The 20,468-nt window shown below is 61.1% G+C and carries 13 protein-coding genes; 7 read left to right on the forward strand and 6 right to left on the reverse strand.

Annotation, left to right across the window (positions count from 1 at the left end):
- Window positions 1–2: 2 nt before the first annotated feature.
- The 4 genes from AB4O22_RS24735 to AB4O22_RS24750 form a co-directional block, all read right to left on the reverse strand.
- A complete protein-coding gene (locus AB4O22_RS24735; RefSeq protein ID WP_014336119.1) occupies window positions 3–1,013 on the reverse strand; it encodes a class 1 fructose-bisphosphatase in 1,011 nt (336 codons plus the stop codon).
- Window positions 1,014–1,247: 234 nt separating this feature from the next.
- A complete protein-coding gene (locus AB4O22_RS24740; RefSeq protein ID WP_042956372.1) occupies window positions 1,248–2,624 on the reverse strand; it encodes a DUF3999 domain-containing protein in 1,377 nt (458 codons plus the stop codon).
- Complete coding sequence (locus tag AB4O22_RS24745; protein WP_460097361.1) at window positions 2,621–6,259, reverse strand: DUF2339 domain-containing protein; 3,639 nt, start codon at window positions 6,257–6,259, stop codon at window positions 2,621–2,623. The genes AB4O22_RS24740 and AB4O22_RS24745 overlap by 4 nt, the downstream gene beginning before the upstream one ends.
- 316 nt (window positions 6,260–6,575) lie before the next feature.
- On the reverse strand, window positions 6,576–9,026 hold the full coding sequence (locus AB4O22_RS24750; RefSeq protein ID WP_003196867.1) for a glycogen/starch/alpha-glucan phosphorylase: 2,451 nt from the start codon (window positions 9,024–9,026) through the stop codon (window positions 6,576–6,578).
- Between the two features lie 253 nt (window positions 9,027–9,279).
- Here AB4O22_RS24750 and AB4O22_RS24755 point away from each other — a divergent pair, with 253 nt between their 5' ends.
- Window positions 9,280–9,717: a YkgJ family cysteine cluster protein gene (locus AB4O22_RS24755; RefSeq protein WP_003196865.1), complete on the forward strand. Its 438-nt coding sequence runs from the start codon at window positions 9,280–9,282 to the stop codon at window positions 9,715–9,717.
- A gap of 206 nt (window positions 9,718–9,923) precedes the next feature.
- Here the strand turns inward: AB4O22_RS24755 and typA are convergent, their stop codons facing one another.
- Together typA and thiI are read right to left on the reverse strand one after the other, a co-directional pair.
- The gene (gene typA, locus AB4O22_RS24760; RefSeq protein ID WP_003186725.1) at window positions 9,924–11,744 is read right to left on the reverse strand and encodes a translational GTPase TypA; all 1,821 of its coding nucleotides are present in this window, start codon (window positions 11,742–11,744) and stop codon (window positions 9,924–9,926) included.
- Between the two features lie 138 nt (window positions 11,745–11,882).
- Window positions 11,883–13,337 carry a tRNA uracil 4-sulfurtransferase ThiI gene (gene thiI / locus AB4O22_RS24765; RefSeq protein ID WP_460097363.1) on the reverse strand — a complete coding sequence of 485 codons (1,455 nt, stop codon included), beginning with the start codon at window positions 13,335–13,337 and terminating at the stop codon, window positions 11,883–11,885.
- A 328-nt stretch (window positions 13,338–13,665) separates the two neighbouring features.
- Here thiI and glnA point away from each other — a divergent pair, with 328 nt between their 5' ends.
- From glnA to ntrC, 6 genes are all read left to right on the forward strand, one after another.
- Window positions 13,666–15,072: a type I glutamate--ammonia ligase gene (gene glnA, locus AB4O22_RS24770; protein ID WP_003196860.1), complete on the forward strand. Its 1,407-nt coding sequence runs from the start codon at window positions 13,666–13,668 to the stop codon at window positions 15,070–15,072.
- 121 nt (window positions 15,073–15,193) lie between these two features.
- Entirely contained in the window at window positions 15,194–15,757 is a 564-nt protein-coding gene (locus tag AB4O22_RS24775; protein WP_028237803.1) for a chorismate mutase, read from the forward strand.
- Window positions 15,758–16,081: 324 nt separating this feature from the next.
- Window positions 16,082–16,600, forward strand: coding sequence for a DUF4124 domain-containing protein (locus AB4O22_RS24780; protein WP_460097365.1), 519 nt, complete (start codon window positions 16,082–16,084; stop codon window positions 16,598–16,600).
- On the forward strand, window positions 16,597–17,220 hold the full coding sequence (locus tag AB4O22_RS24785) for a DUF4124 domain-containing protein (protein ID WP_460097366.1): 624 nt from the start codon (window positions 16,597–16,599) through the stop codon (window positions 17,218–17,220). The genes AB4O22_RS24780 and AB4O22_RS24785 overlap by 4 nt, the downstream gene beginning before the upstream one ends.
- Window positions 17,221–17,473: 253 nt before the next feature.
- Window positions 17,474–18,559: a nitrogen regulation protein NR(II) gene (gene glnL, locus AB4O22_RS24790; protein ID WP_053117539.1), complete on the forward strand. Its 1,086-nt coding sequence runs from the start codon at window positions 17,474–17,476 to the stop codon at window positions 18,557–18,559.
- On the forward strand, window positions 18,556–19,992 hold the full coding sequence (ntrC, locus tag AB4O22_RS24795; RefSeq protein WP_013692071.1) for a nitrogen regulation protein NR(I): 1,437 nt from the start codon (window positions 18,556–18,558) through the stop codon (window positions 19,990–19,992). The genes glnL and ntrC overlap by 4 nt, the downstream gene beginning before the upstream one ends.
- Window positions 19,993–20,468: the final 476 nt, after the last annotated feature.

The following is a 20,468-nucleotide window of genomic DNA, read 5'->3' on the forward strand; positions in this document are numbered from 1 at the left end:
ATTTACTCCTTGTGGTAGGCCGTGACGCGCGCCACTTCTTCCTTCGAGCCGAGGAATACGGCCACGCGCTGGTGCAGGCCGTCGGGCTTGATATCGAGGATACGCTGGTGGCCGTCGGTGGAAGCGCCGCCCGCCTGTTCCACCAGGAACGACATCGGGTTGGCTTCGTACATCAGACGCAGTTTGCCCGGCTTGGACGGCTCACGGCTGTCGCGCGGGTACATGAACAGACCGCCACGGGTCAGGATACGGTGCACATCGGCAACCATCGCGGCGACCCAGCGCATGTTGTAGTTCTTCTTCAGCGGACCTTCTTCGCCCGCCAGCAACTCTTCGACGTAGCGTTTTACCGGAGCTTCCCAGTGACGCTGGTTGGACATGTTGATGGCGAATTCCTGGGTGGTTTCAGGAATGGTGATGTCTTCGTGGGTCAATACGAAGCTGCCCATCTCGCGGTCCAGGGTAAAGCCCTTGACGCCGTCGCCCAGGGTCAGCACCAGCATGGTCTGAGGGCCGTAGATGGCATAACCGGCTGCGACCTGCTCGGTGCCTGGCTGCAGGAAGGCCTTTTCATTCAAGGCTTCGTTCTGGCTCAGGTATTCGTTCGGGCAACGCAGTACCGAGAAGATGGTGCCAACCGGTGCGTTGATGTCGATGTTCGACGAACCGTCCAGTGGGTCGAATACCAGCAGGTAGGCACCCTTGGGGTATTTGCCCGGGATCTGGTAGGCATTGTCCATTTCCTCGGACGCCATGCCGGCCAGGTGACCGCCCCATTCGTTGGCTTCGAGCAGGATTTCGTTGGACAGCACGTCGAGCTTCTTCTGCACTTCGCCCTGCACGTTTTCGGTGCCCATGCTGCCCAGGACACCACCCAGCGCGCCTTTGGAGACGGCGTGGCTGATCTCCTTGCATGCACGCGCCACCACTTCGATCAAAAAGCGCAGATCGGCAGGGGTGTTGTTGCTGCGGGTCTGCTCAATCAAATAGCGACTCAAGGTAACGCGGGACATGGACGGCTCCGAAGAATAGGGGGCGGAAAAACCAGCGCAGTTTAGCGCGAGTCGGGACTTAATTCCTCCTATGAGACGGGGAATGGAGGATTGAGTTCACGGGGTAGCGGTTCGCTTGGGTATTTCTGTTGGTTGAGAGAACGCTATCGCGAGCAAGCTCGCTCCCACAGTTGACCGAGTTGCTGCGACGAACGTGGCCTATTGTGGGAGCGAGCTTGCTCGCGATGAATCACCTCAACTCTTGACCGGCGGCTTGCGCAGCAGGCTGAACGCCATCGCCGCGAGGAACAGCACGCTGAGCAGCAGCACCGCCCACAAGCCGATTTTCTTCCAATTGGTATCGACCGTCGCAGGCGTGGTTGCCGTGGCCGCAGCCGGGGTCGACGTGGCCGCGCCGTTCACGGTCGCCGTACCCAGCGTTGCCAGGCGCGACGGTTTGTAATCGGGCACCAGCGTGGTCAAGGGCAAGCTGGCCGCTTTCACTGTCGCGCTGCCCAGGGCCAGGCTGTAAGGTCCTTCGCCGCGCGCCAGGAACACCACCTGGGTCGGACGCACGGCAAAGCGCAGGGCCGGGGCTTCGCTGCCCAGACCACCGCCACGCTCGTCCACGGTCAATTTCAATTGCTGTACGGTCTGGCCAGACAGTTGCAATTGGTTTTGCAACACATCCTGGCCATTCTGGGTCAGGCGATAGAGCAAACCACTGCCCAGCGGCTGCCACGGATGGCTGCTTTCACGGCGACCGGCCAAGGTCACCGGCGCCAAGCTGTTGGCCTGGCTCAGCTCGACCTGCACCTGCTCGATGTTCAGCCCCATGGGCAACTGCCAGGTGTATTCACCAGCCTTCACGGTGCTGCCGGCCAATGGCTGCGACCAGGCCAGTGGCAACGGCAAGCTTTCGCGGCTGGCGCTTTGCAACTGGGCCGAGGTCAGGATCGGCGCGGAGGACGGCGAATCCCACAACAACCGCAAGTAACGCGCCGATTGCCCCGGCAAGCTCACTTCATGCTGCTCGACTCGCTCATCGGCAAAGGTCAAGCGCGCCACCTGGCCTTCGCCCCACGACTGCCAGTGTTGCAAGTCGTCACTGGCTTCGATGGTAAACCGCTGGAAACCGTCGCGCTCACTGGTCCAGTCGAGCACCAACTGCTGCAACGGTGCCTTGATCGCGCTGGCATCCAGCAGCCAGCCACGCAGCTCCTCCTCCCCAGCTTCGAGCCGGCTGGAGGGTTGGACTTCCACCAAGGTGCCGTTGGCATTCGATTGCACCCGCACACTGGGCGCGCGCTCATTGTCATCGGCGGCGTTGTACAGCGGGAACCACTTCACGTCGGTGAGGGTGCGGTTTTCCCGGCTCTGGGCCGACTCGCGCACCAGGGCGTAGGCCTGGGCCTGGCCGGCCGCGTTGAAGACCCGCAGATCGCTCAGGTCGGTCTGTCGCGCCTGCAACTGCACGTCCAGGGGCAACGGGAGGCGATACCACGGCCCCTCGCCGCTCAAGGCCATTGGCACCTGATGGGCAAAATCCGTCGGTTGCTCCTGGGCCACGGCCGACAATGCCGCCCATAACCCCACCACGCCCAGCCCGATCCGACTCAACTTGCGACTCAAGACGACACTCCCTCACTGACAGGCATAGGCGGCTCATCCTGCACGACCGTCTCCGGGCGCTTGGGCGGCAGCGGCGCAAAATAGCCCACTACCAACAGCAACACGCCTACACCGATAAACGAAACAATCCGCGCCAGACCGCCACGGTTACTCAATTCGACAAAGAACAGCTTGGCCACGACCACCGCGATCAACGCCGCGCCGATCAGCCACACTTCACGACGGTGGCGCAAATGCCCACCGATCATCAGCCCCAGGGCGATCAGGGTCCAGACAATGGACAACCCGGCCTGCACGAACATCGACTCGAGCAGCGCGTCCAGCTCGTATGGCACCCCCATCCACTGGTGGGCACTGCGCATCACCAGGGCGGTGAAGAACGCGAACAGCGACACACCGGCGATCAACTGAGCGATGTGCCCGACGCGATTCCAACGGTTCGTCGATTGCTCCACGGCATTGCGGGCCCAGACATAGATACCGAACAAGGCGAACAGCAGGCCCAGCTCCAAGGGATTGAGCAACGGCACATAAGGCAGCGGCTCTGAGTTGCCATCGCTGAAGGTGTTGGTCAGCCAGAACCAACCGAGCATCAACAACGCCATCGGCGCCGCCGCGTAGACACGGTACTCGCGCGGTTGGGCCGATACCGGCCACGGCAAGGCACGCGGCGTGGCCATCAGCACCAGGTAAAGGCCTGGCAGGATCGCCCAGGCCAGCCAGCGCCAGGCGTTGTACTGCTCGGACAGCAACAGCAGGCCGTAACGCAACTCCAGCATCAACACCGCCATCAGCAACCAGCAACCGAGCACATGGGCCGTACTGCGCGCCGGGGCCGGCAGCATCGGCGCCAGGCGCTTGAGAGAAAGGAAATGCACGGCAAATACCGCCAGCCAGGCCAGCCAGCCGAAATTCGCGGCCGGGTGATAGTGGCTGTGCCCCGTTGCCACCAGCACGCAGCCCGCCGCCGGAATCAACAAAGTACACAGCAGCCCCAGCGCCGGCCATTTCAAGCGCTGCGCCAAGACTGTCCACACCGCCACGCTGATCACCGCAACCAGCAGCAGCCAACTGCCCTGCAGGTTTGCCGGGGCAAAGCGCAATACTTCGCTGACCCACGCCAGCGCCCACCAACCGGCGCCCCAGATCAGCAGCAGCTCGGACAGGCGCTGCAAGCTCAAGACCTCGAGTTCCCGCGCCGCGTGCGCCCGTTGCAGGCGCCATGCGCCCACCAGGGCTGCGAGCCCCAGCACCAGCGGCGTCCAGAAGCCGCTGTGGGCCAGCGGTCGCAGATCCTCGGCGTTGAGCGGCCCCAACAGCGCCGGCCCCGCCGTCAGGAATGCCGCACCGCCCAGCAGTTGCAACAGCAGGCCGAAGACAAAACTCACGCGCTGTTTCAGGTACAGGCTCAGCCAGATGATCAACAAGCCGCTGGCCGCCCACACACCGCTCGCCGTTTGCCACGGCAGGACGAACAGCACCGCAAGGTTGATCAGCACCAGCCCCGCCAGCAACACCACCGACAAGCCACGCAGCAACCGGACATCGTTGCGCACCATGTCATCACGTGCCGCCAGCAACATGCCGCCAATCAACGCCAGGCCGATCAGCGAGGCGCTGAGCAAGCCGCTCCAGCCCGCGCTGAACACCACCGCCGAATCCCCCTCGGCGCCTTGCAAGCGCAGCAGGAACAGCGCGCCGCCAAGCAATTGCACCCCAAATGCGCTGAACAGGAAGCTGCGCGACTGCAGGCGCAGGCCAACAAACAGCGTTGCCAATCCAGCCAGGGCCCAGGCAATGGCGGTGCCGTGGGTGAAGAAGAACAGCGGTGCCAGCAGATAGAGGAAACTCAACCCCAGCACAGCCAGCACCGGCAGGCCTCGGCGCTCCCAATTGGCGCTGTGTTCAGGTTCAGCCTTGTGCAGTTGGTAGAAGGTGAACAGCAAGGCGCCGCCGAGCATCAACGCGCCCAGCGCTGAACCATCGAGCAGGCTGCCGTCGCCGATACGCAATTCGCTGACGAACGCCAGTGCCGAGCCCAATTGCAGCAACAAGGCAAAAGCCCGGGCGAATGGGCGCTGCTGGCGCAGGCCCAGCCAGAAGATCCCCGCGCCTTCCACGGCCCACGCCGCTGCGGTCCAGCGGGCGTCGAGCCCCAAGGGGATCGCCAGGCTGGCAAAAATCACCCCCAGGGCAAGGCAGGTTTCCGCCAGCAACAGGGCGCGACCGCCCATCAATACCCGCGCCAGGCCCATGTAGATCATGCCCAGGGCCAGGGCGCTGAACGCAGCGGCGAACTCGAAATGCTGCACCAACGCGAACTGCAAGCCGAAGCCCACCAGCGGCGGGCCGAACAGCATGGTGCCGTCCACGTAATCGCCCTTGCGCGCCGACCAGTGCAACAGCGCATCGCGGCTGGCGTCTTCGGGAGCATCGCTCATTTCCAGCAACTTGCGCCGGGTGAACAGCAAGCCAATCGCCAGGTAGATGAGGAAGAACAGGATCAGGAACGGTTCGGTGCTCCAGAGCAGTTCCGGTGTGTAGGAGCGCATGCCCCAGGCGAAACCGATGCCGAAGGTGCCGACAAAGCCGATCAGGTTGAGCAGGCGCCAGGCCTTGAACCAGGCAATCGCGAGGATGCCGGCGTTGAGCAGGATGAAATAGCTGAACAGCGCGACGTGATTGCCACTGCCGGTGGAGGTCAGGATCGGCGCGGCAAACCCGCCCAGCGCTGCAGCCGCGGCCAGGCCCAAGGCGTTCTGGGTAATCGCCAGGATTGCCGAGAACACCGTCACCGCGACCAGCAAGCCCAGGGCCGCCTTGGAGTCGAGCAACGGATGCAGGCGCATGGCCGCGAACACTGTCAGGTACAGCACCGCGATCCCGGTGCCCTGGAGCATAAGCGCATAGTTGCTGTTGCGTTGGCGCAACCACCAGCCCAGGCCCAACAGGCCCAACGCGCTGGCCGCAACGCCGGCGTAACGCAACTCGATCGGCACCACCATGCCTTCGGTGGCATAGCGCAGCAAAAACGCCAGGCCGAGGAACAACAGCACCACGCCGACCCGCAGAACCGTGTTGCCGCCGAACAGCCAGTTGCGCGCACCAATCACGGCGCGGTCGAACAGATTCGGGTCACGGGAGGCCGCGGGTTTCGAAACCCTCGGTTCCAAGGGCATCGGCTCCAGGGGCAGCGGCGCGAAATCACGCTCGGCACGCCGACTGGAAGTGGTTGGCGCGGGTTTCCAAACGTCATCGGGCAACGGCTGGCTGGCCTGGGTGGCCATCGCGGGAACGGGTTCGAGGTCTGGCGGCAATTCCCAGACAAGCTCTGGCTCGGTGCGCGTCTCGGGCTTCGCAGCCTGGGGCACGACAACCTCGGGCGCTGGCGCCGGCTCACTCGATTCGGCCATCTTGCCGCGTTCGAGAACCGTCAGACGGGCTTCCAACGTGAGCAAGCTCTGCTGGGCCTCTTGCAACAAGATCTGTTGCTTGGCCGCCTGGATACCCAGGCGCCCCAATCGAAACGCCTGGGCGATGCCAAGCCCCACCAGCGCGCCTATCAGCGCATCGGCAAACGACTCGTCCACCACCCAGCCGAGTGCCAGGCCCAACAGCGTCAAGATCCATTGCATGGTCGATATCCCTAAGCGGCCCGTTGCGGGCGTAACCGGGGTGATGCGGTGCCTGGATCAGTCTAGTGGAACCCCCCAAACCCTGTGGGAGCGAGTTGTGTGGGAGCAAGGCTTGCTCGCGATCCAGGCGCTGCGGTCCTCAAGAGACCGCGGCGTTTTCATCGCGGGCAAGCCTTGCTCCCACACAGCCCCCCCACATTGGATTGTTGGCACTTCCAGTGCTGAGCCCGGCCACATAGCCCGGCGAAACTGGCGCCTAGTATATCGACGAAGCCCAACCGCCGTTGGGCTTCGCTCACATTTCTTACAGCAAATGCTACTCCAGGGCTTTCCAGATGTCGGTGGCGTATTCGCGGATGGTCCGGTCCGAAGAGAACCAGCCCATGCGCGCGGTGTTGAGCACCGCCGAACGCCACCATTGCTTGGAGTCGTGCCAACGCTCTTCGACCTTGGCCTGGGCGTTCCAGTACGAGTCGAAGTCGGCGCAGACCAGGAAGCGGTCGTAGTCCACCAACGAGTCCACGAGCCCGGCGTAGCGCATCGGATCATCCGGCGAGAACACCCCGCCACGAATCGCCTGCAGCACATCATTGAGCCGATGGGACGCGGCGATGTCCGGCGCGGCGCTGAACTCACCGTTTTGCTTGCGGGCCTCCACCTGCTCGGCGGTCAGGCCGAAGATGAACATGTGCTCACCGCCGACGCGCTCATGCATCTCCACGTTGGCGCCGTCCATGGTGCCGATGGTCAGCGCGCCGTTGAGGCCGAACTTCATGTTGCTGGTGCCCGACGCCTCGAAACCGGCCGTGGAGATCTGCTCCGACAGGTCCGCCGCCGGAATGATGCTTTCGGCCAGGCTGACGTTGTAGTTGGGCAGGAACACCACTTTGAGCAAGCCACGTACGGTCGGGTCGTTGTTCACCACCCGGGCGATGTCGTTGGTCAGCTTGATGATGAGCTTGGCCTGGTGATAACTGGCGGCGGCCTTGCCGGCGAAGATCTTCACCCGCGGCACCCAGTCCACTTCCGGCTCGGCGCGGATCGCCTGGTACAGCGCCACGGTGTGCATCAGGTTGAGCAACTGGCGCTTGTACTCGTGGATTCGCTTGACCTGCACGTCGAACATCGCCGCCGGGTTCACGGCAATCCCCAGCCGCTCGTGGATCAAGTAAGCAAGGGCCTTCTTGCTGTGCAGGCGCTGCTCGGCGAACTGCTTGCGAAACGCCGGCTTGTCGGCAAACGGTTCCAGTTCGATCAAGCGCTCCTCGGGGTTGTCGAGCACGCTTGGGCCGAGGGCATCGACCATCATCGAGGTCAATTCGGAGTTGGCCTGGAACAACCAGCGGCGGAAGGTGATGCCGTTGGTCTTGTTGTTGATCCGATCCGGATAGAGCTTGTGCAGCTCGGAAAACACCGTGCTGCGCATCAGTTGGGTATGCAACCCGGACACGCCGTTGACGCTATGGGAACCGAGGAACGCCAGGTTACCCATGCGCACCCGGCGGCCGTTGTCCTCTTCGATCAGCGAAACCGAGCGCAGCACATCGAAATCGTGCACGCCCTTGGCCCGTAGCGAATCGATGTGCTGGGCATTGATCAGATAAATGATCTGCATGTGCCGGGGCAACATGCGCTCCATCAGCCCCACCGGCCAGGTTTCCAGGGCTTCGGGCAGCAGCGTGTGGTTGGTGTAGGACAGCGTGTCCTGGGTGATCTGCCAGGCCGCGTCCCAAGCCACGTCGTAGACGTCCACCAGTTGCCGCATCAGCTCGGCCACGGCAATGGACGGGTGAGTGTCGTTGAGCTGGATCGCCGCATGGTCGCCCAGGGTCAGCACCGAGGTGTGCATGTTGCGATGACGGCGCAGCAGGTCTTGGAGCGAGGCGGCCACGAAGAAGTATTCCTGGCGCAGGCGCAGTTCCTGGCCAGCCTCGGTGCTGTCGGCCGGGTACAGCACGCGGGAAATACTTTCGGCCCGGGCCACTTCCGCTACCGCACCCAAGTGGTCGCCGGCATTGAAGCGTTCCAGGTGAAGGTCTTCCACGGCTCGGGCGCGCCACAGGCGCAGGGTATTGACGCTGGCACCGCGCCAGCCTACCACCGGCGTGTCATAGGCAATCGCCCGCACGGTTTCGGCCGGGGACCAGACTTGCCGGGTTTTACCCGCCTCATCGGTGACGGTCTCGACGCTGCCGCCAAAGCCGATCGGGTAGACCACTTCCGGCCGCTCGAACTCCCACGGATTGCCGAAGTCCAGCCAGTGCTCGGTCTGCTCCTGCTGCCAGCCATCGACAATCGCCTGGCGGAACAGGCCGTGTTCATAACGGATGCCATAGCCATGGCCGGCGATGCCCAGGGTCGACATGCTTTCCATGAAACACGCGGCCAAGCGGCCAAGACCGCCGTTGCCCAATGCTGCATCCGGCTCGAGCAGACGAATGCGCTCCAGGTCCACGCCCAGCTCGGTCAGGGCCTCGCGCGCCGTGTCCAGCAGGCCGAGGTTGCTCAGGCTGTCGTAGAGCAAGCGACCGATGAGGAATTCCAGGGAGAGGTAATAGACGCGCTTCTGGCCCTTGCGGTAGATCTGTCGCGTGTGGTCCATCCAGTGATCGACCATGTGGTCGCGGGCGGCGAGGGCGATAGCTTCGAACCAGTCGTGATCAAACGCATGATCCGGGTCCTTGCCAACGGCATAAGTGAGTTTGGTCAACACGGCGTCGCGAAATGCGGCAACTTCAGCTTCGCGAACAAGTGGTTCTTGAGTCATTGATAAGACCTCGAACGAGCATGGAATTGTCTGAGCCTAGACGGTCTGACAGACGGTACAGGCTCTTGGTTCGGTGGATTTCCCCGAGTGTCGGAGAATCGTCGCCATGGAATTGCCGGATGCCCGAATGAATGCAGGGGCCGTGCCGATCCGGGCGGGTTTGGCCGGGTTGAAAAAAAACTGGCGGATGGTCGTTCAAAATTTCACCAGTCCCGGTATGATCGCGCGCCCTGATGCATGCTGGTAAACCGTGATGATGAAGCCCAACCTGATCGCCGCCGCGGAGATCGATCGACTCGATACCTGGGCCAAGTACTCCGCCCCGATGTGCGGTTCCTGTGTGTCGAGCTGCTGCACGCTACCGGTGGAGGTCAAGATCAAGGACCTGATCCGCATTGGCATCGTCGATGAGTTCGAACTGGGCGACCCGCCGAAGAACATCGCCAAGCGCCTGCAAAAGGAAGGGATCGTCGAGCGCTACAACCAGAAGTCCGAGATCTTCACGCTCCAGCGCATGAGCAACAACGATTGCCTCTATCTGGACCGCAAGAGCCGGTTGTGCACCATTTACGAGAAACGCCCGGACACCTGCCGCAACCATCCGCGGGTTGGACCACGGCCAGGCTATTGCGCCTACAAGCCCAAGGAAGTGGAGCGCGAGCGTAATCCGCGGACGCTGGACAAATTTTGATCGACTGATGGTTCAGCTGTGTCTGAACCACCGTTATCGCGAGCAAGCTCGCTCCCACACGAGGTCTGTATCCACTGAAGATCCACTGTGGGAGCGAGCCTGCTCGCGATAGGGCCCTGACAAGCGACACATAAACCCCAGGCATAAAAAAACGCCCCCGATCTCACGACCGGGGGCGTTTTTTTAGCTGCTAACTAAGTCGAAACTCAGTTGCCGCTTTTCTTGGCAGCGCGGGTACGCTCGCTTTCACCAAGGATTTTCTTACGCAGGCGAATCGACTTAGGCGTCACTTCACACAGTTCGTCTTCCTGCACGAACTCCAGCGCTTGCTCCAGGGTGAACTTGACCGGCGGAACCAGGGCGATGGTTTCGTCCTTGCCCGAAGCACGCATGTTGTCGAGCTTCTTGCCTTTGGTTGGGTTCACGCCCAGGTCGTTGTCGCGGCTGTTCAAGCCAACGATTTGACCTTCGTAGATATCCTGGCCGTGCTCGACGAACAGCTTGCCGCGCGCTTGCAGGGTTTCCAGCGAGTAGGTCAGTGCCTTGCCGGTCGCAACCGATACCAGGACACCGTTCTGACGGCCGGACATGTCGCCGGACTTCATCACGTCGTAACGATCGAAGATCGAAGTCAGGATGCCGCCACCGGAGGTCAGGGTCAGGAACTCGTTACGGAAACCGATCAGGCCACGAGCCGGGATGTTGTACTCAAGGCGCACACGGCCCTTGCCATCCGGAACCATGTTGGTCAGGTCGCCTTTACGCAGGCCCATTTGCTCCATGATCGCGCCCTGGGATTCTTCCGGCAGGTCGATGGTCACGTTTTCGTACGGTTCGTGCTTGACGCCATCAACCATGCGGATGATCACTTCAGGACGGCCCACGCCCATTTCGAAGCCTTCGCGACGCATGGTTTCGATCAGTACCGAGAGGTGCAGCTCACCACGGCCGGAGACCTTGAACTTGTCGGCCGAGTCGCCTTCTTCAACGCGCAGGGCAACGTTGTAGAGCAGCTCTTTGTCCAGGCGTTCCTTGATGTTACGGCTGGTCACGAACTTGCCTTCTTTACCGCAGAATGGCGAGTCGTTGACCTGGAAGGTCATGGAAACGGTAGGCTCGTCGACGGTCAACGGCTTCATCGCTTCGACGTTCAGTGGGTCGCACAGGGTGTCGGAGATGAACAGTTGCTCGAAGCCGCTGATGCAGACGATGTCGCCGGCAGCTGCTTCTTCAACGTCGATGCGGTGCAGGCCGTGGTGACCCATCAGCTTGAGGATACGACCGTTGCGCTTCTTGCCGTCGGCGTCGATGGCAACCACCGGGGTGTTCGGCTTGATGCGACCACGGGCGATACGGCCAACACCGATAACACCCAGGAAGCTGTTGTAGTCCAGTGCCGAGATCTGCATCTGGAACGGACCGTCACGGTCGACTTTCGGCGCCGGTACGTCGTCGACGATCGACTGGTACAGCGGGGTCATGTCTTCAGCCATGGCGGTGTGGTCCAGACCGGCAATGCCGTTCAGGGCCGAGGCGTAGACGACTTTGAAGTCCAGCTGTTCTTCGGTGGCACCCAGGTTGTCGAACAGGTCGAAGATCTGGTCCAGAACCCAGTCCGGACGCGCGCCTGGACGGTCAACCTTGTTGATGACCACGATCGGACGCAGGCCGGCTTCGAAAGCCTTCTTGGTCACGAAGCGGGTTTGCGGCATAGGGCCGTCCTGGGCATCAACCAGCAGCAGCACGGAGTCAACCATCGACATCACGCGCTCTACTTCACCACCGAAGTCGGCGTGGCCCGGGGTGTCCACGATGTTGATGTGGTAGCCATTCCAGTTGATGGCGGTGTTTTTCGCCAGGATGGTAATACCGCGCTCTTTTTCCTGGTCGTTGGAGTCCATCACGCGCTCGTCGTTGAGCTCGTTGCGCTCCAGAGTGCCGGATTGACGCAAGAGTTTGTCTACCAGGGTGGTCTTACCATGGTCAACGTGAGCAATGATGGCGATGTTGCGTAGATTTTCGATCACTTGTGTATCTCGATCAGAGGATTCGGTGTGCTGACAGGTCGTGGCAGCGATTTACGTTGAGTCCGACAAGGCCGTTACAGCCTGTCGGCGGCGTCGGGGGGCCGGTGACGCAGGCCACAGGCAAACAGCCCCGGGCACTTAGCTCGGTCGATAAACGCGCACATTGGCATGCCCCTCACTGAGCAAATGGTGGGCATGCAGGCGACTCATCACGCCTTTGTCGCAATACAGCAGGTACTGGCGAGTAGGGTCCAGTTCCTTGAAACGCGCGTTCACTGCATAGAACGGCATCGTTTTTACCTCGATGCCGACGATACTCAGCGGGTCGTCTTCAGCGTCGTCCGGGTGACGGATGTCGATGATGATCTGACCGGCCAGCGCTTCGCCGACTTCTTCAATCTGAATGTCCTGGCCCAACTCATCGATGACTCGATCGATTGGCACCAGCCTGGCGTTTTCGAGCGCACGCTCGAGCACCGCCATGTCGAATTCTTTCTCTTCGTGTTCCACCCGCCCGCGCTTGGCCGCCGTCTTCGGATTGACCGAGATGACGCCGCAGTATTCCGGCATGTGCCGGGCAAACTCGGCGGTGCCGATTTCATTGGCCTGGTCGATGATGTCCTGCTTGTGGCTGGCAATCAGCGGCCGCAAGACCAGTTTCTCGGTCACGCAGTCGATCACCGACAGGTTCGGCAGCGTCTGGCTCGACACCTGGGAGATCGCCTCGCCGGTCACCAGCGCATCGATTTGCAGGCGGTCGGCAATTCGTGAAGCGGCGCGCAACATCATACGCTTCAAAATGACGCCCATATGACTGTTATCGACTTTGCCGAGAATCTCGCCCAGGACTTCTTCGAACGGCACACTCACAAATAACACGCGTTGGGAGCTGCCGTACTTCTTCCAGATGAAGTGCGCCACTTCCATCACGCCAAGTTCATGGGCACGCCCACCGAGGTTGAAGAAGCAGAAATGGCTCATCAAGCCGCGACGCATGATCTGGTAGGCGGCCACCGTGGAGTCGAAACCGCCGGACATCAGCACCAGAGTCTGCTCCAGCGAACCCAGCGGGTAACCGCCGATGCTGTTGTGCTGGCTGTGGATCACGAACAACCGCTGGTCGCGAATTTCGATGCGCACTTCGATCTGCGGGTCTTTCAGCGAAATACCGGCCGCGGCGCACTGTCGACGCAACTGGCTGCCGACGTACTTCTCCACATCCATCGAACTGAACGGGTGCTTGCCGGCACGCTTGCAGCGCACCGAAAAAATCTTGCCGGCCAGGGCATCACCATAATGGAGCATGCACTTGGCGAGGATGTCATCGAAATCCCCCAGCGGGTATTCATCAACTTGCAGGAAATGCGCGATGCCCGGCATGCAGCTCAGGCGCTCGGTCATTTCCTTCAGGACCTTGGGTTCGCTGACACGGGTTTCCAGCTCGAGGTTGTCCCACACGCCGTTCACCACCACGGCCGGGTCCAGGTCTCGGAGCACGGCACGGATGTTCTTGGCCAACTGGCGGATGAAACGCATCCGTACCGGGCGGCTCTTGATGGTGATCTCGGGGAAGACTTTTACGATTAGTTTCATGAAAACAGCGCGCGAACGGCCAGCCGAAAAAGGGGGGCGCGGATTATAGCGGAAATTGCTCAAGGTTTAACCAGTTTATGTGCAGATGGTTTTGCATGCACCAAAACAGGTCATTATCGATTGATGACGCCACATTGCAGTGCGTTATTGTCTGACAATCTTTGATTTACGCCTTTAAAAGCGTGGATTTGGTGCAAAAAACCCATGCTGGGGCACTGGCATGCAATTTGCTCCCTTGTGAGGCAGGTTGCCATGGCAGAGTATTCGCGCCGGCATCACCCATATCTAAGGGCACTCCACTACCCGCCCGAAGCCACCCGGAGGACATATGTCGAAGTCGGTTCAACTCATCAAAGATCATGACGTCAAGTGGATTGATCTGCGCTTCACTGACACCAAAGGTACTCAACATCACGTGACCATGCCGGCCCGTGATGCGCTGGACGACGAATTCTTTGAAATCGGGAAAATGTTCGACGGTTCCTCCATCTCCGGCTGGAAAGGCATCGAAGCCTCCGACATGATCCTGATGCCGGACGACGAAACTGCCGTCCTGGACCCGTTCACCGAAGAGCCGACCCTGATCCTGGTCTGCGACATCATCGAACCTTCGACCATGCAAGGCTATGACCGCGACCCGCGCGCCATCGCCCACCGCGCCGAGGAATACCTGAAGTCCACCGGTATCGGCGACACCGCTTTCTTCGGTCCTGAGCCTGAGTTCTTCATCTTCGACTCGGTCAAATTCAAGTCCGATATCTCCGGTTCCATGTTCAAGATCTTCTCCGAACAAGGTTCGTGGATGTCCGACCAGGACGTGGAAGGCGGCAACAAAGGCCACCGTCCAGGTATTAAAGGGGGCTACTTTCCGGTTCCACCGTTCGACCACGACCACGAGATCCGTACCTCCATGTGCAACGCACTGGAAGAAATGGGCCAGACCGTCGAAGTTCACCACCATGAAGTGGCAACTGCCGGCCAGAACGAAATCGGCGTGAAGTTCAACACGCTGGTCAAGAAGGCTGACGAAGTCCAGACCCTGAAGTACTGCGTACACAACGTTGCCGACGCCTACGGTCGCACCGCGACCTTCATGCCGAAGCCACTGTACGGCGACAACGGTTCGGGCATGCACGTTCACATGTCGATTTCCAAAGACGGCAAGAACACCTTCGCAGGCGAAGGCTATGCCGGCCTGTCGGACACCGCCCTGTACTTCATCGGCGGTATCATCAAGCACGGTAAGGCCCTGAACGGCTTCACCAACCCGTCGACCAACTCCTACAAGCGTCTGGTACCAGGCTTCGAAGCCCCGGTCATGCTGGCCTACTCGGCTCGCAACCGTTCCGCCTCGATCCGTATTCCTTACGTGAACAGCCCTAAAGCCCGCCGTATCGAAGCACGCTTCCCGGATCCGGCTGCCAACCCGTACCTGGCCTTCGCTGCACTGATGATGGCCGGTCTGGACGGTATCCAGAACAAGATCCACCCTGGCGATGCCGCTGACAAAAACCTGTATGACCTGCCGCCTGAAGAGGCCAAGGAAATTCCACAGGTGTGTGGCAGCCTGAAAGAAGCCCTGGAAGAGCTGGACAAGGGCCGTGCCTTCCTGACCAAGGGCGGCGTATTCAGCGATGACTTCATCGACGCTTACATCGCACTGAAAAGCGAAGAAGAAATCAAGGTTCGCACCTTCGTACACCCACTGGAATACGAGCTGTACTACAGCTGCTGATCCAGTAAACGCCGCCACGCACGGCGTGAATAAAGAGAGGCCTCCTTCGGGAGGCCTTTTTTATGGGCGCAGGTTACGTGCATGATGCCTCGTCGCTCCCCCATAGAAGACGAGATTGCCCATGACTTTGCGCTTCAAGCTCTGCCTTGCCCTGTCTGCCGCACTGCTGGCCTCCACCGCCGAAGCCGCCTCGGCTCCCGCCCCTGAGGCCCTTACCCCGTTGCTTAACGCCATTGGCGAACGCCTGGCCCTTGGCGATCAAGTGGCGTTGAGCAAATGGGACAGCCATAAACCGGTAGAAGACCGTCAGCGCGAGCGTGAAGTCATTGCTGCCGCCGTTGCCCAGGCACCGGCCTACAAGCTGAGTGGCGAAACCGTGGAAGCGTTTTTCGCCGCCCAGATAGAAGCCAACAAAATGGTGCAGTACATCAACCTGTCCGACTGGGCCCTGGAAGGCAAGGCCCCGGACCTCCCACGTCCGGACCTGGTGGGACAGATCCGCCCGCAACTCGATCGACTGCAAAAACGCCTGCTGCAACAACTGGCCGATTTCGCCCCCTACCGCACCGACCCGCAGTGCCCGCAATGGCTGGCCCGAGCCACCCACCACAACAAGCAGCACCCGGTGCACCGCCTCGCCCTGATCCGAGCGACCGGAGAGCTGTGTATCTCCACAAAATCCTGAGGCACCCCACCTCCCCTTGTGGGAGCGAGCCTGCTCGCTATGAGGCCTTTACATTCAACATCTCAGCGTCTGACACGCCGCTTTCGCGAGCAGGCTCGCTCCCACAGTGGTTCTGCATCGGGCACAAGATTTGTGTTCACAGCAGATCCCCTGTGGGAGCGGGCTTGCTCGCGAAGGGGCCGGCTCAGCCAACATCTCAGTGACTGACATACCGCTATCGCGAGCAAGCTCGCTCCCACAGGGGTTATGTGCAACAACTTGGGTCAGTCACCCTCCCTGACCTATGCTGCAACCCATCACTTTTAGTTTTCGGTCGATTTTTCCATGGGTCGTGGTTTTCCAATCATCCTGTTGTTGCTGTTAGCACTGCCCGCCGCCGCGCAGATCTACAAGTACACCGACGCCGACGGCAACACCGCCTACAGCAACCAGCCGCCCCAAGGCGTACCAGCCCAGACGGTGGAGTTGCCGCCGCTCAACAGTATCGAACGCCAATCCCCAGCCAGCCCGAACACACCGCCAGCCCCCGCCAACAGCGACGAGCCGCGCAATGCCTACGAAACATTGGTACTGACGGACATCCCCACCGACGAGGCCCTGCGCGCCAACAATGGCACCTTCACCGTTGGCGTCCGAGCGCAACCGCGCCTGCAGAGCCCGCATCTGTTCCAGCTATTGCTGGACGGCCAACCCTACGGCCAGCCGTCCAACGTGCCACGCCTGCAATTGGTGAACATCGATCGGGGCGAGCACAGCCTGGCGGTTCAAGTCATCGACGGGGACACCCTCGTGCAACAAAGCAAGACCGTCACGTTCACCGTGCAGCGGGTGCACCAGCCATGATCCGCTGGCTGCTCGCGCTTAGCCTGGCGCTGGCGGCGCTGCCTGGGGTGGCGCAGGTCTACACCTACATCGATGCCCAAGGTAATCGCGTCTTCACCGATCAGCCGCGCCCCGGCAATGCGAAGAAAGTCCAACTGCCACCCGGCAACCGGATGCCGACGCCGCCCCCGGGCACAACCTCGGCGCCCATGCCCGAAGCCCGGCCCGAGCCCCTGTTTCATTACGAAATGCTCCGGCTGTTGATACCCGAGCCGGACGCGACGATACGCAGCACCGCAGGCGAACTGATCGTCAGCGTCACCAGCGAACCCGGCCTGAAAAAAGGCCACCGCTATCGCCTGTTGCTCGACGGCCAGCCAACAGGCGCGCCGGGGCCGAGCCCGGTGTTTGCCTTGAGCAACATCGATCGAGGCACCCATCAACTGGCGGTAGAAATCCTCGATGAGCAGGACCGCATCGTCGAACGCACCGCCAACCAACCCTTCCATATGCAACGCATGTCCCTGGCGCAAAAGCGCCGCATCAAACCCTGCGCCACGGCCGATTACGGTCAACGCCCCGAGTGCCCCCTCGCCGAAAAGCCTGAAGAAGAAAAAAGCAGCATCCTGCCGTTCTTCTGATGCCGCTCAGGTTGGCGCACTATATTGGTGCAAACCATTGCACGCTACTCAGTTTCCAAACCCATTTTGGTTCGAAAGTACCCGAAAAAGCTGGCAGAACGCCACGCAACTGGGCGAAAAACACCCTTTTGAGGCTCTAAACGCTTCTTTTCGGAGCCTTGGTTTGGTTTTTGCATTTTCCTTGTAACAGCGCATTAATCGCGCGCGCAATTTGGGACCGGTCCCGAGTTGCTACGCTCCAAAAGAGGTCCTGATGACCATTAGCGACGCACTACACCGCTTGCTGCTCGACAACCTCACCACCGCGACCATCCTGCTCGACGCCGAACTGCGCCTCGAGTACATGAACCCGGCGGCCGAGATGCTCCTGGCCGTCAGTGGCCAGCGCAGCCACGGGCAGTTCATCAGCGAGTTGTTCACCGAGTCCGCCGAAGCACTCAACTCCTTGCGCCAGGCGGTGGAACAGGCCCATCCGTTCACCAAGCGCGAAGCGATGCTGACCGCGCTGACCGGCCAGACCCTGACCGTGGACTACGCGGTTACGCCGATCCTGAACAACGGCGCCACCCTGCTGTTGCTGGAAGTCCACCCGCGTGATCGCTTGCTGCGTATCACCAAGGAAGAAGCGCAATTGTCCAAGCAGGAAACCAGCAAGATGCTGGTGCGCGGCCTGGCCCACGAGATCAAGAACCCCCTCGGCGGGATTCGTGGCGCGGCGCAGTTGCTCGCCCGCGAACTGCCGGAAGAAAGCCTCAAGGACTATACCAACGTCATCATTGAAGAAGCCGACCGCCTGCGGAACCTGGTGGACCGCATGCTCGGCTCGAACAAGCTGCCGTCGCTGGCGATGTGCAACGTCCATGAGGTGCTGGAGCGCGTCAGCAGCCTGGTGGAAGCCGAAAGCCAAGGCTGCATCACGTTGGTGCGCGACTATGACCCGAGCATTCCCGATGTCTTGATCGACCGCGAGCAGATGATCCAGGCCGTGCTGAACATCGTGCGCAACGCGATGCAAGCCATCAGCAGCCAGAACGAGCTACGCCTGGGGCGCATCAGCCTGCGTACCCGCGCCATGCGCCAGTTCACCATCGGCCATGTGCGCCATCGCCTGGTGACCAAGATCGAAATCATCGACAACGGCCCGGGCATCCCTGCCGAGCTGCAGGAAACCATCTTTTTTCCCATGGTCAGCGGCCGTCCGGACGGTACCGGGCTGGGCCTGGCCATTACCCAGAACATCATCAGTCAGCATCAGGGCTTGATCGAGTGTGAAAGCCACCCCGGCCACACCACCTTCTCGATCTTCCTGCCACTGGAACAAGGAGCCACATCGACATGAGCCGTAGTGAAACCGTGTGGATCGTCGATGACGACCGTTCTATCCGTTGGGTCCTGGAAAAAGCCTTGCAACAGGAAGGCATGACCACCCAGAGCTTCGACAGCGCCGATGGAGTAATGAGTCGCCTGGCGCGTCAGCAACCGGACGTCATCATCTCCGACATCCGCATGCCTGGCGCCAGCGGCCTGGACCTGCTGGCGCGGATTCGCGAACAGCATCCACGGCTGCCGGTGATCATCATGACCGCCCATTCCGACCTGGACAGCGCCGTGGCGTCCTACCAGGGCGGCGCTTTCGAATACCTGCCCAAGCCATTCGACGTCGATGAAGCCGTGTCGCTGGTCAAGCGCGCCAATCAACATGCCCAGGAACAACAGGGCATGGAAGAGGTGCCAGCCCTGGCCCGCACCCCGGAAATCATCGGTGAAGCGCCGGCGATGCAGGAAGTGTTTCGCGCCATCGGGCGCCTGAGCCACTCCAACATCACCGTGCTGATCAACGGCGAGTCGGGCACCGGCAAAGAATTGGTGGCCCACGCCCTGCACCGTCACAGTCCACGGGCGGCATCGCCGTTCATCGCGCTGAACATGGCCGCGATTCCCAAGGACCTGATGGAGTCCGAGCTGTTCGGCCACGAAAAAGGTGCGTTCACCGGCGCGGCCAACCTGCGGCGCGGGCGCTTCGAGCAAGCCGACGGCGGCACGTTGTTCCTCGATGAAATCGGCGACATGCCGGCGGACACCCAGACGCGCTTGCTGCGCGTACTGGCCGACGGCGAGTTCTATCGGGTGGGCGGGCATACGCCGGTCAAGGTGGACGTGCGCATCATCGCCGCGACCCACCAGAACCTGGAAACCCTGGTTCACGCCGGCAAATTCCGTGAGGACTTGTTCCACCGCCTGAACGTGATCCGCATTCATATCCCGCGCCTGGCGGACCGTCGCGAAGACATCCCGACCCTGGCCAGGCACTTCCTCAGCCGCGCGGCCCAGGAACTGGCGGTCGAGCCCAAGCTGCTCAAGAGCGAAACCGAGGAATACCTCAAGAACCTGCCGTGGCCGGGCAACGTGCGTCAGCTGGAGAACACCTGCCGCTGGATCACGGTAATGGCTTCAGGTCGCGAAGTGCACATCAGCGACCTGCCACCAGAGCTGTTGAGCCTGCCGCAGGATTCGGCCCCGGTGACCAACTGGGAGCAAGCCCTGCGCCAGTGGGCCGACCAGGCCCTGTCCCGTGGCCAGTCGAGCCTGCTGGACAGCGCCGTGCCGAGTTTCGAGCGAATCATGATCGAAACCGCCCTCAAGCACACCGCCGGCCGCCGCCGCGACGCCGCGGTGCTGCTGGGTTGGGGCCGCAATACCTTGACCCGCAAGATCAAGGAATTGGGGATGAAGGTCGACGGTGGGGATGATGATGACGGGGATGAGGGCTGATCGGGCTTTAACCCTTCGCTGATCTTGAAGGCCAATCGCGAGCAAGCTCGCTCCCACAATGGTTCTGCATCAGGCACAAAATTTGTGTTCACCGCAGATCCCCTGTGGGAGCGAGCTTGCTCCGGGCGGCGATCCGACGATGCTGTTTAAAGGACTGTGTGCACCGCATCAATGCACTGCGAACCGCAATTGCGCATGCACAACGAGCCAAAACCAATCGATCCAGTTCGAAAAAAACCGCACAAACAAAAACAAAAGCCCCGGAATACGGGGCTTTCAGCATCGCCAGCAGTGTTTTTGTGACAAGCCATTCAAAACTGGCACGCCCCCTGCAATAACTCAATCACTACCCAGTTTCGGGGACCTTGGTACAGGCAGGCCGGGGATTCCCCTCTTTTATACCGGGCTCATCGAGCCCACTGTTTTGGGGGCCTTGATACAGGCAGGTCAAGGTTTCCCTTCTTTACACCAGGGCT

Source organism: Pseudomonas sp. S3_B11 (genome assembly GCF_054667715.1).